This is a genomic window from Pseudoalteromonas sp. P1-25, from assembly GCF_001401805.1.
Taxonomy (GTDB): domain Bacteria; phylum Pseudomonadota; class Gammaproteobacteria; order Enterobacterales; family Alteromonadaceae; genus Pseudoalteromonas.
Genome location: NZ_LKDW01000002.1, coordinates 181,592 through 196,771, shown reverse-complemented (window position 1 = coordinate 196,771; position 15,180 = coordinate 181,592). Strand labels below are relative to the sequence as shown.

General features: G+C 39.8%; 19 protein-coding genes. 6 read left to right on the top strand and 13 right to left on the bottom strand.

Annotated features, from left to right (window positions below; all coding sequences use genetic code 11):
- The first annotated feature begins 120 nt into the window (after positions 1 to 120).
- The 4 genes from AN393_RS02500 to lipA all read left to right on the top strand — a co-directional run bounded on the left by AN393_RS02500 (position 121) and on the right by lipA (position 3,374).
- Positions 121 to 1,281, top strand: coding sequence for a serine hydrolase (locus AN393_RS02500; RefSeq protein ID WP_004585914.1), 1,161 nt, complete (start codon positions 121 to 123; stop codon positions 1,279 to 1,281).
- A gap of 179 nt (positions 1,282 to 1,460) precedes the next feature.
- Positions 1,461 to 1,739 carry a DUF493 family protein YbeD gene (gene ybeD / locus AN393_RS02495; RefSeq protein ID WP_055013966.1) on the top strand — a complete coding sequence of 93 codons (279 nt, stop codon included), beginning with the start codon at positions 1,461 to 1,463 and terminating at the stop codon, positions 1,737 to 1,739.
- Between the two features lie 19 nt (positions 1,740 to 1,758).
- Positions 1,759 to 2,412 (top strand): lipoyl(octanoyl) transferase LipB, encoded by a 654-nt coding sequence (lipB, locus tag AN393_RS02490; protein WP_055017212.1) that lies wholly within the window; start codon positions 1,759 to 1,761, stop codon positions 2,410 to 2,412.
- Positions 2,409 to 3,374, top strand: coding sequence for a lipoyl synthase (gene lipA / locus AN393_RS02485; RefSeq protein WP_004585911.1), 966 nt, complete (start codon positions 2,409 to 2,411; stop codon positions 3,372 to 3,374). Before lipB ends, lipA begins: the two co-directional genes overlap by 4 nt.
- An 84-nt stretch (positions 3,375 to 3,458) precedes the next feature.
- Here lipA and AN393_RS02480 read toward each other — a convergent pair whose 3' ends face one another.
- Both AN393_RS02480 and AN393_RS02475 read right to left on the bottom strand, forming a co-directional pair.
- A complete protein-coding gene (locus tag AN393_RS02480) occupies positions 3,459 to 4,736 on the bottom strand; it encodes a VCBS domain-containing protein (RefSeq protein WP_055017290.1) in 1,278 nt (425 codons plus the stop codon).
- A 214-nt stretch (positions 4,737 to 4,950) separates the two neighbouring features.
- Positions 4,951 to 5,205, bottom strand: coding sequence for a hypothetical protein (locus AN393_RS02475; RefSeq protein WP_055013968.1), 255 nt, complete (start codon positions 5,203 to 5,205; stop codon positions 4,951 to 4,953).
- Between the two features lie 161 nt (positions 5,206 to 5,366).
- Here AN393_RS02475 and AN393_RS02470 point away from each other — a divergent pair, with 161 nt between their 5' ends.
- The gene (locus AN393_RS02470) at positions 5,367 to 5,606 is read left to right on the top strand and encodes an RNA recognition motif containing protein (protein WP_055013969.1); all 240 of its coding nucleotides are present in this window, start codon (positions 5,367 to 5,369) and stop codon (positions 5,604 to 5,606) included.
- A 110-nt stretch (positions 5,607 to 5,716) separates the two neighbouring features.
- On the opposite strand, the gene AN393_RS20395 is transcribed toward AN393_RS02470, so the two are convergent.
- A complete protein-coding gene (locus AN393_RS20395) occupies positions 5,717 to 5,869 on the bottom strand; it encodes a hypothetical protein (RefSeq protein ID WP_162838338.1) in 153 nt (50 codons plus the stop codon).
- Positions 5,870 to 6,024: 155 nt separating this feature from the next.
- On the opposite strand from AN393_RS20395, the gene AN393_RS02465 reads away from it, so the two are divergent.
- A complete protein-coding gene (locus AN393_RS02465) occupies positions 6,025 to 7,647 on the top strand; it encodes a M28 family metallopeptidase (protein ID WP_055017211.1) in 1,623 nt (540 codons plus the stop codon).
- Positions 7,648 to 7,699: 52 nt separating this feature from the next.
- Here AN393_RS02465 and AN393_RS02460 read toward each other — a convergent pair whose 3' ends face one another.
- From AN393_RS02460 to AN393_RS02415, 10 genes are all read right to left on the bottom strand, one after another.
- Positions 7,700 to 8,644: a PDC sensor domain-containing protein gene (locus AN393_RS02460; RefSeq protein WP_055017210.1), complete on the bottom strand. Its 945-nt coding sequence runs from the start codon at positions 8,642 to 8,644 to the stop codon at positions 7,700 to 7,702.
- Between the two features lie 242 nt (positions 8,645 to 8,886).
- Positions 8,887 to 9,102 carry an EF-hand domain-containing protein gene (locus AN393_RS02455; protein ID WP_055017209.1) on the bottom strand — a complete coding sequence of 72 codons (216 nt, stop codon included), beginning with the start codon at positions 9,100 to 9,102 and terminating at the stop codon, positions 8,887 to 8,889.
- A 72-nt stretch (positions 9,103 to 9,174) separates the two neighbouring features.
- Positions 9,175 to 9,375 (bottom strand): hypothetical protein, encoded by a 201-nt coding sequence (locus tag AN393_RS02450; RefSeq protein WP_055013973.1) that lies wholly within the window; start codon positions 9,373 to 9,375, stop codon positions 9,175 to 9,177.
- Positions 9,376 to 9,797: 422 nt separating this feature from the next.
- The gene (locus tag AN393_RS02445) at positions 9,798 to 10,010 is read right to left on the bottom strand and encodes a calmodulin-like protein (RefSeq protein ID WP_004585903.1); all 213 of its coding nucleotides are present in this window, start codon (positions 10,008 to 10,010) and stop codon (positions 9,798 to 9,800) included.
- A 541-nt stretch (positions 10,011 to 10,551) separates the two neighbouring features.
- On the bottom strand, positions 10,552 to 10,767 hold the full coding sequence (locus tag AN393_RS02440) for a TIGR02450 family Trp-rich protein (protein ID WP_055017208.1): 216 nt from the start codon (positions 10,765 to 10,767) through the stop codon (positions 10,552 to 10,554).
- A 102-nt stretch (positions 10,768 to 10,869) separates the two neighbouring features.
- Positions 10,870 to 11,220 (bottom strand): cupredoxin domain-containing protein, encoded by a 351-nt coding sequence (locus tag AN393_RS02435; protein ID WP_055013975.1) that lies wholly within the window; start codon positions 11,218 to 11,220, stop codon positions 10,870 to 10,872.
- 10 nt (positions 11,221 to 11,230) lie between these two features.
- Positions 11,231 to 13,474 (bottom strand): heavy metal translocating P-type ATPase, encoded by a 2,244-nt coding sequence (locus AN393_RS02430; RefSeq protein ID WP_055017207.1) that lies wholly within the window; start codon positions 13,472 to 13,474, stop codon positions 11,231 to 11,233.
- The gene (locus AN393_RS02425) at positions 13,471 to 13,908 is read right to left on the bottom strand and encodes a MerR family transcriptional regulator (protein WP_055013977.1); all 438 of its coding nucleotides are present in this window, start codon (positions 13,906 to 13,908) and stop codon (positions 13,471 to 13,473) included. Before AN393_RS02425 ends, AN393_RS02430 begins: the two co-directional genes overlap by 4 nt.
- Before the next feature lie 157 nt (positions 13,909 to 14,065).
- Positions 14,066 to 14,563: a DUF2059 domain-containing protein gene (locus tag AN393_RS02420; protein ID WP_055017206.1), complete on the bottom strand. Its 498-nt coding sequence runs from the start codon at positions 14,561 to 14,563 to the stop codon at positions 14,066 to 14,068.
- 284 nt (positions 14,564 to 14,847) lie between these two features.
- A complete protein-coding gene (locus AN393_RS02415; protein ID WP_055013979.1) occupies positions 14,848 to 15,180 on the bottom strand; it encodes a Na+/H+ antiporter subunit G in 333 nt (110 codons plus the stop codon).

Below are 15,180 nucleotides of genomic sequence, written 5' to 3'. Positions count from 1 at the left end.
TATTGACAATCAATGCCTTGCCTAAGTAATTTTTAATACCAACGATGCTCGCATCTTGGGCTAGTTTGGGTATAAGATGGACATAACGCGAATTTTTAACTTTAACCATTAATGAGTATGATGAAATCAATTAAACATAAAATCCTCAAAGGTGTATGCGGCTTAGTTTGCACAGCCGCCGTATTTTCAGCCAGCGCCCAAATTATTCCGGCACCACCTCAAATTAATGCAAAAGGTTATTTTTTAGTAGACTTTACAACCGGTAAAGTTATTGCTGAAGGCGAAGCTGATACAAAGCTAGCCCCAGCAAGCTTAACTAAAATGATGACCAGTTATGTAATTGGTACTGAAATTAACGCCGGTAACATTGCGCCAACCGATATGGTTACAGTGAGCGAAAAAGCCTGGGCTAAAAACTTTCCTGAATCGTCAAAAATGTTTATTGAAGTCGGCAAGCAAATAAGTGTTGATGAGCTTAACCACGGTATTATTATTCAATCAGGTAATGATGCGTGTGTAGCCATGGCCGAGCACATTGCAGGAAGCGAAAGCGCATTTGCTGATTTAATGAATGCCCATGCTGCTAAATTAGGCATGAGCAACAGCCACTTTATTAATAGCCACGGCCTAGATACAGATGAGCATTACACTACCCCACGTGATATGGCAACGCTCGGCGCTGCACTTATACGTGATGTACCTGATGAATACGCACTTTATAAGCAAAAATCGTTTACGTATAACGGCATTAAGCAATATAACCGCAACTCTTTGTTATGGGATGAAAGCCTAGATGTTGATGGCATTAAAACGGGTCATACATCCGAAGCTGGATACAGCTTAGTAACGTCTGCGACTAAAAACGACATGCGCTTAATTGCGGTAGTTATGGGCACATCAAGCGAACGCGCACGTAAAGTAGAAAGCAAAAAGTTACTTAACTACGGATTTCGCTTTTTTGAAACAATTACACCTTACAAAGCCGGCGACAGCTTTGCAGAACAACGTATTTGGATGGGTAATAAAGAAAATGTATCGTTAGGTATTTTAGAAGATACACCAATTACTATCCCACGTGGTCAACATAAAAACCTTAAAGCTAACTTTGAGCTAGATAATACGCTTGAAGCACCACTAGCTAAAGGCACTAAAGTAGGTACCTTATTCTTACAACTAGAGGGTGAAGACATTGCACAATACCCACTGGTTACACTTGAAGAAGTGGAAGAAGGCAGCTTCTTTAGCAAAATTTACGACTACTTACGTTTACAAATTATGTAAACGTAAAAATAACCCGACAATCGTTGGGTTGTTAAACAAAGCGCCTCTGTTATGAGGCGTTTTTTTTTGCTTGAAAAATGCTAGAATGCGCCCCATATATGCAACACTGCTAATTGCCTATCTGTATTAAGCTTCGTGCTTTGCATAGAGTCCACACTTTTGTATGAGGAGTCACCGTCGTGGTTCAACCTGTTAAAAATACTAAATTTGATGAGTACCTTGAGTACCCATGTCCGTTCACGTTTAAAGTTATGGGTTTAGCAAACGTAAACTTAACGGAGCAAATTTTAGCAAAATTACAACCTATTGCCCCTGGTGACTACGCACCAAAAGTAAAGCCAAGCAGTAAAGGCAATTATGAATCTGTTACCTTAGTGGCTACGGTTACCAGCGGTAAGCATATAGAAGAAATTTACAACGTGATCAGCAGCATTGATGACGTACGCCACATGCTTTAAGCCATAGTTGAGACTTATCGTGAACGAAAATACGTTAATCGTACGCCAACTAGGCCGCCAGCGTTACATGCCAATTTGGCAAAAAATGCAAGCCTATACCGACACCCGTGATGACAGCTCGCCAGATGAAATTTGGCTTGTAGAGCACGAGAGTGTATTTACACAAGGCCAAGCAGGTAAAGATGAGCATTTACTTGCCCCCGGTGATATAGAAGTCATTAAGGTAGACCGTGGCGGGCAAGTTACTTACCACGGCCCTGGCCAACAAATGATGTACGTATTATTTAATTTGCGCCGCTTAAAAATTGGCGTGCGTGAGCTTGTTACGTGGCTTGAAGAGTGCATTATTGATACCCTTAGCGAGTATAATATTAAAGCCTATGCAAAAGCCGATGCACCCGGTGTGTACGTAAACGACAGTAAAATTGCATCGTTAGGATTACGTGTTCGTCGTGGTTGCTCGTTTCATGGATTAGCATTAAATGTTAACATGGACTTAAGCCCGTTTTTACGCATCAACCCATGCGGTTATGCCGGCATGAACATGGTGCAAACGAAAGAATTAAACGGTCCTCAAAACTTAGCACAAGCAGGTGAAGGGCTAGTAAAACACATGATAAAGAAGCTTAATGCAACACAGGTTAAGCATACTGAAGGGTTTGAAAACGAATGAATAAACCAGTCAAAATGGAACCAGGTGTAAAACTACGCGACGCAGAAAAAATGGCGTTGATCCCCGTTAAAGTTTTACCAACAGAAAAAACTGAAATGTTGCGCAAGCCAGAGTGGCTTAAAATCCGCTTACCAAAATCAACAGAGCGTATTGATGGTATTAAACAAGCAATGCGTAAGCACGGCTTGCACTCTGTATGTGAAGAGGCCTCGTGCCCTAACCTTTCTGAGTGTTTTAACCACGGTACTGCTACCTTTATGATTTTAGGGGCTATTTGTACTCGTCGTTGCCCATTTTGTGATGTTGCCCATGGTCGTCCATTAAAACCTGATGCAGCAGAGCCTGAAAAGCTTGCACTAACAATTAAAGACATGAAGCTTAGCTACGTGGTTATTACCTCGGTTGACCGTGATGATTTACGTGATGGCGGCGCACAGCACTTTGCCGATTGTATTCGCGAAATTCGTAAGCACAACCCAACCATTACCATTGAAATTTTAGTACCTGATTTCCGTGGCCGTATGGACCGTGCACTGGAGATTTTAATTGAGACACCACCTGATGTGTTTAACCACAACCTAGAAACAGCGCCGCGTTTATACAAACTTGCGCGCCCAGGTGCCGATTATAAATGGTCATTAGAGTTACTTCGTCGCTTTAAAGAAGCGCATCCAGAAGTTAAAACCAAATCTGGCTTAATGGTTGGTTTAGGTGAAGAAATTAGCGAAATTGAAGAAGTACTGCGCGACTTACGTGCGCATAACGTAGATATGCTTACCGTTGGCCAATACTTACAACCTTCTAAGCATCACTTGCCAGTTAAACGCTACGTGCCACCAGCGGAATTTGACGCATTAAAAGAATACGCTGATGAAATTGGCTTTACGCATGCAGCCTCTGGCCCATTTGTTCGTTCCAGCTATCACGCTGACCAACAAGCTGCAGGTAAAGAAGTAAAATAATTACTTTTTAAAACGCATTAAAAAAGCCCTTAGCAATTAATTTGCTAAGGGCTTTTTTCATACTAAATTATAAATCACTGCAAATCACTGCGCTAAAACGCCTTTTTTAATCACAAAATCAGCAAACCGTACTTGTTCTTCATCAGCGCGAAGGCTATCGGTTTCGACTATTGAACGATAGATACCCCATTTAGGACGGGCAAAGTCATCATCGCTAAAGCCACGCCACATATCTATGTTTTGCTCGCTAATGCTAAATAGCTCTTCGTTGTCACTTAAGCGCCTTAGGGTCATTTCAAATTGCCCCGCTTCACTAAAAGTGGCTTGTACGAATACTGCTACCCATTCATCAGTAATAAGTGACCAGTCAGTTTCGATCAAGTTTTTATCAAGCCCCGTGCTGTTACCGTTTTCGTCAAAGCCTGCGCTATAACGTACTTGCAACTGATCACCTGTACTGTTTTTTTGTGCCCCAGAGAGCGTAATAATAGGCTGGTCGTCGTTGCCATTGGTATTATCGTTGCTGTCATTGCGAGCTTTTATTTGAAAAAAATGACTGAATTTACTACTTAGCTCAAGTTCGCTAGAGACTTTAAACTTCCAATAGTACTGTACTGTTTCGTCTTTAAACGCTAGTGTTTCTGCGGGTGATTTGTCATATGATTTAATTTCGTTGCGCTGGCGGTCGGTTGCGCCTTTGTCTTTATCTTGGTCTTCATCGCGATGCGCTAAAAATACAAAGTGGTTACCTACTATTGAGTCAGTATCTTCAATAATATGCACAACATCTTGATGATTTCCGCTGTACATATCAGGTGATTCTATTGACCCTTCTCCAAACACATTTTCTATTAGTGTATAAGCAGTTACCCCTGTATTTTCGCCATCGGCATTGAGGGTTGTTTCTTGCGTTACTGTAAAATCATCACCCCGTGCAGTGCCTATAATGGTGATAGACACTTTCGCTTCGGTGCCATCTGCCGATGCGACGGTTATTTCATCAAGTAAGGTTTCATTTTCGTTTAGTGCAATCACAGCGGCATGGTCGCTATTAAGCATATATGACCAATTCCCATCCTCAGCTAAGTTAAATAAACCATAAACTGTCGTGGTATTACTTTGTGCTTTAAATACTGCTTCGCTGGCTTGTGCATCGGTTATAGATAACGCTCCTGTTATTGCAATATCACGAGTGTTTTCAATACTTACAGCCATTTCACCACTAATTACTGCAGCGCTTTGTGCGACTACCGATGCATTCACAGGCTCACTTTTTGATCCTGAGCTACCGCACCCTACAGCTAAAATACCCAAAGAACAAACAGAAGAAATAGTTAAAACACGCAAGCCAAATTTCGACATAAACAACCAACCCAAGTTAATGGTAAGTAAATAAAGTAAAATATAACTTACCAATTATTTGTTTTAATAACTAGATCTTTATTACCGGAATAACGAAATCGGTTTTAACTTAATAAGGAGATAACTTGATTTTAGCAGTATACTTGGAAGGGTGGCTTTATTGGACAAGGAAGGTACAAAATGAAAAAGCCGATTATCTACCGGCTTTTATAAGTTAACCTTCACAAGTAGCTAATTTAAAACCACTAACATGTGATGACCTATTTGCAACAGAGTTGCGAGCCCATTCAGCTTTACTTCTAATGTCTTGCAAAATTTTTGCAGATTGACACTCTTTATATGTTTTATGATAACTAATAGCATTTGTTTTATCAGCGTTTAGCAAAACAATAGTATCATTATTTGAACTTGTGGTGGAATTACAAGCTGTTAACAATAAAGCAGAAATACAAACTAGTACTTTTATCATAATCGTCCCTCTTAATTTAAACTTATTTTTAATTTAGTATATTTTTTATGCATTGTAAATATTTGCTCTTTTCTCCCAAATTAAATAAAAGGCTAAATAAAATTAGGTTAAAGGCAAGTTACTTGAGATAATCCACAGCGAACCCCTTATTTAGGTTATATATGAAATTATTAGTTCGTAATTTGTCTCGCGCTACCACAGAGCAAGACCTTCGCACGTTGTTTGCAGCACACGGTAAAGTAACTACCTGTAACTTGGTGCTTGATAAAGAGACTGGTTTATCAAAAGGCTTTGCCTTTGTAGAAATGCCAAATGACATAGAAAGTAGAGGCGCTATTAAAGCTCTTAATCAAACAAGCGTTGATAAAAGCAAAATTCGCGTAAAATACGCAGATGAATAATTAGCTACTTGCTATATATGATTAAAACCAGCTATTTGCTGGTTTTTTACGTTTTAAGGTACGCTATAGGACAGATTAATATTAGCGCGACGCTTTAAAACATTAATCGCCTAGGGTGCCGCTTTTTTTATACTAATTGTACCTAACACTACAAAGGATGCAGCTAAAGCAAAAAACATCGCTTGCTGTGCGAGCAAAGCTGCTGCAAAAAATGCTACACCGCTGCCTATAAACAGGTATCCGCTTTTTTTAGATTGGTTCATTGTGTGTGCTCCATTTATTGTTGTTGATTATTTATACACCCCATACCAAATATTTTCAATTTTTCAAAAATAGAACAGGCAAAGTGATAAATATTCGACTCAAATTAATGCATCCTTTATATTAAAAGCCAATTTTAAAAACTATTCAGAAAACTATGGCATCATCTCTTTTAAAAAGCGCTAGCCTAAGCCTGCTAGTCGCTCTCTTTGGTTGCTCTGAACCTGCAAGCGAGCATTCTTCTTTAGAAAATACCCCAGACGTTAGCCTAAATAACGTTAAACAGCATATAAAAACGCTCGCCTCTGATGACTTTCAAGGTCGTGGTCCACTTACCCATGGTGAAGTAAAAACAGTGGGTTACTTGAGCGAGCAATACGAAGCAATGGGTTTAACTGGGGCCTATAATGGCAAGTATTTACAGCCAGTAAAAATGGCCATGGTCACGGCTAATCAAAACATGCAATTACAGGTAGGCGACTTAAAGTTTAAAGCAGGTAACGATTTTACCGCCCGCACAGAGCAATTACAGCCACTAATTGATGTACGAAACTCTGACATTGTATTTGTGGGCTACGGTATTAATGCCCCCGAATACAACTGGAACGATTACGAAAACATTAATGTTGAAGGTAAAACCGTTATTGTATTGGTAAACGACCCAGGCTTTGCTACACAAAACGATGCGTTATTTGCAGGTAATGCTATGACCTACTACGGCCGCTGGACTTACAAATACGAAGAAGCCGCACGCCAAGGTGCCAAAGCGGTATTTATTGTGCACGAAACGGCCCCTGCTGCTTACCCTTGGGGTGTGGTTGAAAGTTCAAACACGGGGACTAAATACACCCTAATGGACAATAACCTAAACGCCTCTAAGCTCCCTGTTATGGGTTGGCTAACACTTAATACTACAGAGCAAATTTTTAATGCCGCACAGCTTAACTATGAAAATTTAAAACAAAAGGCTTTAAGTGATGACTTTAAAGCCACAGCGCTTAATTTAACAGCCAACCTTTCATTTAAAAATGAAGTATCGCATGCCAAATCACATAACGTGGTTGCGCAAATTACGGGAAGCGACGCCCCTAATGAGTACGTGGTAATAGGTGCGCATTGGGATCATTTTGGTACCAAACAAACCGACAGTGGCCCTAAAATTTATAACGGCGCAGTAGATAATGCTTCTGGCACAGCGGCAACACTTGAAATTGCCCGCATTATGAATCAAATCCACCAGCAAACACCGTTTAAGCGCTCTATTTTATTTGCTAATTTTACCGCTGAGGAAACTGGCCTCATTGGCTCACAAGAGTTTGCAACCGGTGGTGTTGTGCCCACTAAACAAATGGTTGCTCTATTAAATATTGACGGGATGAACGTGTTAGATGGCACTGATTACATTTTGCAATACGGTAAAGATTTATCCACCCTAGAGAGCTACCTAGCAAAAGCCGCAAAAGCACAAGGTCGTGTTGTTAAAATGGACCCTCGCCCGCAAAACGGTTTGTTTTTTAGATCGGATCATTTTTCTTTAGCTAAGCAAGGTGTGCCGAGTTTATTGTTTATGAGCCTTGGCGATACCGACCCTGATTACATTGCGCAAAAATACCATAAAGAAGCCGACGATTACTCGCCGCAATGGTCATTAGGTGGTGTGAAACAAGACATAGAGCTTATTGTTGATATAGCCACAAAACTTGCCAACAATGGCGATTGGCCTACATGGACGAGTGACTCAGACTTTAAAACAAAGCGCGAGCAAGATAAGGCGCATTAGTAAGCAATGTTTAAAGCTAAATAGCAATTATACCCATCGTATTAAAATCCTCCTACTTGGAGGATTTTAATTTTGAGCGCGCCCGCATTAGTAAGGTTTCGGCTTTAGCACCTAAATACACATAAATAGCCAATGCGATTAAAAGCCCTACCACCGCAAGCATCATCGCAATGGCCGGTAATAAGTATTCAGCTTGCCCGAGCGCCGCTTTAAACATGGTTAATAGCGCCTCAATAGATATTGCAATTAGCACGGTAGATATAAACCGAGTAATTGTGCGCCGTGTAGATGAGTGCCTAAATATATCCTTATGCATTAAAATCTCTTCTTCGAGAATGGTTTTTCCTAAATCAAACACGGCCAACGCTAAAGTAATATATATAATAATGCTAAAGGGCTCAAGGGGATCAGAGGCTGAGTCAAAGTGGGTTAATAATGCATATATATCGTTAAATACGATGCTCAGTAAAAAGAGTACCAAAGTAAATAAACACGCCACAATCACCCCATAACCCGCTTTAAAATAAGGCGAAATACCAGCACGCGCGCTGTCTCCCATTACAAACTCAATTAACTGGGTTAAGCATACGTCTAGCACTAAATAATGCTGCTGGTTAATTGGCTTTTTCAGCTCTTTAATAGCCGAAATACATAAATGATTAGTTGCGATAGAAATATACGGATCGGTAAAGAACACCGAGTCGGTTTGTTTAGATTGTAAAAAGTAAGGGCGCTCACTTAAATCTTGCTGATTACCTTGCTCGGCTAATTTTTTATAGGCACGCTTAAAGCACACATTATTGCCTTGCTGAAGCCCAGATTCGTTTAAACAATATTGCAGCTCTAAAAAGGGATATTGCTTTACTAAAAAACGCGTATCTCGATTTTTGTTAAGCCCATCTTCAATACTCATTAAAATAGAGTCAAGCAAGCTGTGTATTACTTGCTCATACTCATGGTAGCGCTCAACGCTACTTATATAACTCATTCGCGCCATAATTGTTTACTCACTCAGTTGCTCTAGCGTTAACTAAGCAAGTTTAAAACCACTTAAATATATTATTTAAAATCAATAGCTTATTAATTAACATAATTGAAATTGCACCCTTTTGGTGATAAAACGGCATTTATATTTTATTCGGCGCACAAAAAAGCAGCTAAGTATTAAATACTTAGCTGCTTGGTGAGTATGATCTTTAAACGTTTGGTTAGTGCGTAAACCTACGTATGCGCCTAATTTTATTGTACCTTTGAAAACTCTTGCTGAGAAAGCTCACCATTTCCATCTGTATCTAACTTATCAAATAGCTCAATTAACTGAGCATTAGCCTGTGCTTCTGATTTGCTAATAACGCCATCGCTGTCGGCATCAAAAGAGTTAAAATCTACCGCAGCAAAGGCTGCTGAAGATGATAAAAGAGCAACAAGTGCTAGCGTTTTATTTACTGTTTTCATAATCGTTCCTTAGGCATAATACCCAGATTAAGGGTGAGAAATCCTTTTCGAAGATCCATTAAGAGGTAATTGTTAATATTCAAAAAAGTCATTTTCGGTAACGCCATTTCGGCTTTGCATATTTAATTGCTGCATTATTTGTTCTGCTGAATGATCACTTTGGTTTGCTAAATCACCTTCGCCTTGCATAGGTGTTTTAAACTCTGTATTTGCCAATACCACCGATGATGACACCAAGGTGATAAGTACAAATGTTGTTTTGAGCTTAGTCATAATGTAATCCTTCAATAATATGCATTACCTGTATAAATTTGCGCTGAGGTGGTTACAATTCACTTCCTTGTTATTCTTTTTAATAGGCTCCCTTGCCTATTTAGGTTGTCTTTGGCAACTCAGAACTATGCTTACACCACAGCGCATTAACCGTCTGCGCTTGTAAAACCTTTGCTTAAAAAAGTTTACCGTTTGTGTTGGTATCAAACTTTGCAAATGTGCCAGAAAATACCAGCGCTATTGCAAGCAAAGTTGGGTATCGCTTTTAAATAACGATTCCTTCGCTATGCGTTTATAATAAAATGCCCTGTGTATTACACTGTCCTTGTTATTCTTTATGGTAAGCTCCCTTGCCTACTTAGGTTGTCTTTGGCAACTCAGAATTAACGTGCCACTGGGCGTTAACTACTCAAAGCACTCACTTATGCTTTGTCGAACTCACTCTTAGATAGCTCGTTGTTTTTGTCAGTATCAAGTTTTGTAAACTGACTCATTAATTCAGCATCAGCAGATGCTTCTAACGGACTTAATGTGCCACTGCCATCTTTATCGAGTGTGTCAAAATCAGTTACTGCAAAAGCCGCTGATGAAGAGGCTAAAGCCATTAATACCAATGTTGATTGTGCCTTTTTCATAATGAAATCCTTCATAGGGTTGGTGGTGTAACCAATTAACGTTACCCACGTTTTGCTTAATACAGCTTAGTTATTACAACTTCAGTGCCATCTTTTATTTTTAATTGATAAACAATGAGTTACATGAAAAGTGCATGTATAGATGAAGTTTCGAGAGGTATTTTGTTGCTTTTTAGCAACAACTAGATGAGCCAATTACTATAAACCTTTAAAATCAATAATTTATAATTTATAAAAAAGCCACACATGAGCTAAAGGCTAACTAAAAACATAATGTGGGGAAGTTTAAGAATAAACTAGAGCTGAACAGCTTAATTAAAACAATTAAACACTATAAAACCTAAATTATAAGCAATTGAAATATAATAATATTTGCAAAGTATTGGTGTTTATTTTCTAAAAGCACGGCAAGCCTGTAAAAAACAGGCATTTGTTGCCAAATGGCGAATTTAGTAAAAAACAGGGATCAAAAAAAGGATGCGCATAGCATTTATTTGGGGATAACAAATTGGCGTTTTTTTAAAGTATAAAAACAATTTAACTACTTCCACCCTTGACGCCATTTTTGAGTGTCTTTTAAATCTCGCCAGCGTATTGGGTACTGATTTTTAGAAAACACCGACTCGGTAATACATTCAATTACATTACCTTCTTCATCGTATTCTACTTCTACAATTATAAAGTGTTTTTCTTTATTAATAGCTGGGGTAGCAGTCCACTTACTGTTTAGTAATTTTTTAGGGTTTAAGTTATTCATTAAATAATCTAATTTTCTTTAAATAACAGTAATACGACATAACCCGTTGTTTAGCTCAACAAAAAGTTAGGCCGTATTAATGTTACTTCAGCAACTTAGTGGTTAGGCAGCGATTAACTTACCTTTATACATTTTCATTTGGCATTGAAAGTCATACTCACCTGCTTTGAGTGCAGGCAAAGTGATTTTATTCTCTCCCATTGCAAGGCTTTCACTTACATCAAGCTGCGGAAACACCACCGTTTCGGTGCACGGTGCACTGTCTTTTCTATCAAATGTAAGTGTTACTTTTTTATTGGCAGCCACCTTTATATGGCTTGGTTGATAAACGCCGTTATCTACTATTATGGTTTGCGTATTGTCATTACTGTGTATTTGCTTTGGCTTATAAAGCCAAAACCAATAAATAATGGCCACAATTAATACTGCACCCAGTAAATTTATGATTAACATTATCGACTCCTCAGCGCTTATTAGGTTTATAAAAACGCAAGCGATTAGCATTGGTGACTACTGTCAGTGATGAAAGCGCCATAGCTGCGCCCGCCACTACAGGATTTAGCAGCACACCAATAAAGGGATACAACACACCGGCAGCAATAGGAATGCCCGCAACGTTATAAATAAAGGCACCAAACAAGTTTTGTTTAATGTTTTTAATTGTTGCGCTGCTAATGGCAATAGCATCGGCAAGACCATGCAGTGAGCCACGCATTAAGGTAATATCGGCGCTTTCTATGGCTACATCTGTACCTGTGCCAATTGCAAAACCGACATCTGCTTTAGCAAGCGCGGGGGCATCATTGATCCCATCTCCCGTCATACCTACAATTTCGCCTTGCTGCTGGCGTTTAGTAACTTCATTTACTTTATCCTCTGGCAACACTTCTGCGATAAAATCATCAATACCTACTTTTTTAGCCACAGCGTGTGCAGTCGCCTTGTTATCGCCAGTGAGCATTACTAGATGAATATCTTTATTTTGCAGGCGCTTAATTGCCTGTACTGAGTCTTCTTTTAGCGGATCCGCCACCGCGATTAAGGCCATTAGTTGATTATTACAGGCAAAGTACATCGGGGTTTTTGCATCATTTGCAAAGGTATGTGCTTGCTCAAAGGCCTCATCAACAGCAATCTTGTATTTATCCATAAGCGCTTTATTGCCAAATAACAATGTTTGCCCATTCACCACTCCACTTACACCTTTACCGGTAATCGCATCAAAGTCAGTCGCTTTACTCAAGGTGACGTTTTGTTTTTTAGCGTGCTGCATAATAGCCTCTGCCAGAGGGTGCTCAGAGCTACTTTCGAGGCTTGCAACTAATTGCATTACGTTATTTTCATCTGCGTTATTAAACGTTACAACATCTGTTACCTGGGGTGCACCTTGGGTGATGGTGCCGGTTTTATCTAAAATCATGGTAGTAATTTTGGAGGTAGTTTGCAGTGACTCGCCATTGCGAATTAATATGCCAAACTCGGCGGCTTTACCTATTCCCACCATTACCGACATAGGCGTTGCTAAACCCAGCGCACACGGGCATGCAATAATCAGCACGGTGGTTAACGCTACCACCGCATAAGCAATTGAAGGGGCTGGACCAAAATTTAGCCATGCAAGGGCTGCTAATATCGCAATTATCATTACTGTGGGCACAAATATGCCTGAAATAACATCGGCTAATCGCCCTATTGAAGGCTTAGAGTTTTGCGCACGTTTTACCATATTTATAATATTGGCAAGGGTTGTTTCTTGGCCTATATGTGTGGCTTCAAATAATAATGTGCCGCTTTTATTAATGCTGCCAGCAACTACTTTGTCGCCGGTTTGTTTACTCACAGGCATAGGCTCACCCGTGAGCATAGATTCATCTAATCTGCTGCTACCTTCGAGCACATCACCATCTACCGGGATTTTTTCGCCTGGGCGTACCCGTACATGGTCGCCCTTTTGCACATCACTAATGTCTATATCTTGCTCTTTGCCGTCGCGTATTACACGGGCTGTTTTTGCTTGTAAGCCAATTAAACGCTTAATAGCCTGCGAAGTACGTCCACGCGCTTTCACTTCAAAAGCCAAGCCTAAACTAATTAACCCAATTATCATTGAAGAAGCTTCAAAATAAACGTGCCTTGCAACCTCAGGTAGTAAGCTAGGCGCAAGTACAACACACATTGAATATAACCACGCAGTGCCCGTTCCGAGGGCAATAAGTGTATCCATGTTAGCACCATGATTTTTAAATGACTGCCACGCGCCTTTATAAAACTGCTTACCTGCTACAGCCATAACGACAAACGTGATAATACCGACCACACCCCAAGCTATGCGCTGGTTAGTGGTTGTCACGCTCATATCAAAAATAAGCCCATAAATCATAAGCGGCACGCCCACACCTAAAGCCAGCATCATGTTGCGCATTAGCTTTTTGTAATGTGCCTCGTCTGACTTGGCTTTTTCATCAAGCGCATCTTGCTCTGATGTGTTATCCATAGGTTTTGCGCCATAACCTATATTTTCAACGGCGCTAATTAATGTGCTTTGCTGCGCGCTGCCCTCTACGCGTACCGTGCGATCTGCAAAGTTCATTTCTACATTGTTTGCGCCTTGCACACTATTAAGGGCTTTTTCTATTTTGGCTACGCAACTGCCACAATTAGCCCCTTCAATAATAAAGTTTTGCTCTGTTGTTTTATTGCTACTCATTGCACATCTCCGCTTTTTTCTTGCTCTGCAAGAGGGTCAACAAACGTCTCTATTAAGCTACACACATCACTTACAACAGCACCGTCTGCCGATGTTTCCCACTGCTTTAACGCCGCCTGCATACGCACTCGTAATTTAAGGGTTTCTTGAAACAAGGCTTCGGTTTCTTCTAAACGCTTTGCAATAATTTGCCGTGTAAGTGGGCATGGGCAATGCCCTTGTTCTGACTCTCCAATGATATGCTGTATATCTTTAAGGGAAAACCCGAGCTTTCGGGCGCTTATAATAAACTTTAAACGTTGGCGGTCTGCTTTTGTATATTGTTGATAGCCGTTACTTTGGCTCCGTGCGGGCGTTAAAAGACCTATCCGTGTGTAGTGACGAACTGTATCAGGCGTTACACCCATTAACGTCGCTAATTGCTTAACATACATAATTTAGCCCCCTTAGATTTTAGAGCTCAATTGTAAACCTATGTGTGACACACAGGTCAATAGAGGGGCCACATTAAAATATAATTAAAAAATTACTGGAGCTGATAAAATAAAAGCGCGCTAATGAGCGCGCTTAAAAAGAGGCAGTGCAAAGAGATTAATTTTCTTGTTGGCGAGAGACTTTTAGCTCTTCACTTAGCTCACCGGCTATTTCCTGAATTTTTGGCATCGCACCTTGTACTAAGCTTTGCGACATTTGCATTGACTCTTGCATTACTACAGGCATTTTTTGAAGAATTTTTTGCCCTGTTTCAGTTTTATAAAACGCCAGCATGTCGGCAATTTCTTGCTCGTTAAAATGTTTGTCGTATACGTTAACCATCATCGGCTGCATTTTTTTCCAGCTCATTTCGGTTTTAAGTACATTGGTCATATCTGCATAGTATTTATCAAAAATAGCTTGCTCAGAGGGCTTAACACCCATTTGCGCAGACATGTTTTTCATCATGCCCTCAACTTGCCCGTACATTGAGTCAACCATAGCATCCATGTTCATCACGTTTATCAGCTCATCTATTTTTTGCTGCTTAGTGGCCTCGTCAGCCAATACGCTGCCAGAAAATATAAGTAACGAAAGTAATAGTGCCTTAGCCATTGTCATATCCTTAAACATAAAAAGTAAGACCATACTCACATGATTTATATCAATCCGCAATAATACTTAATCATTTTCGGGGCGAAACGTGTTGCTGCATAGATTAAAAAATCTTTTTAGAACAACTAAATAGAGAGTTTTTGCCTAGTTATCAATGCGCTTTTCCAACCTCAGAGCAAATCACTTAAAGCTAATGAGTAAAAAATAGTTCGTAAATGCGCATGCCCATACTAAAAAGGCCAAATAAAACATGTTTATTTGGCCTTTTTATGAATGTCCTAGGGCTAATCGTCTTCTACGTTATCGAGCCCTTTTGTACCTTCTTTAGCTTTAAGCTTATGATGAATTGCTGATTTTATTAACATATACCCACTAATCGGGGCGGTAATTAATAAAAACACGGTAATCAATATCTCTTTGACACTAAAGCCGTGCCCTGAATTCGCAAAAAACACCATTGCTGCAATAAGTATACTTGCCATGCCTAAGGTTGTTGCTTTAGTTGGTCCATGCAATCGCATGTAAAAGTCAGGCAATTTAATCAAGCCTAATGAACCAATTAAAATAAACAGCCCACCAAACAATAACAGTATGGATACAACCCATTCGCTTATCAT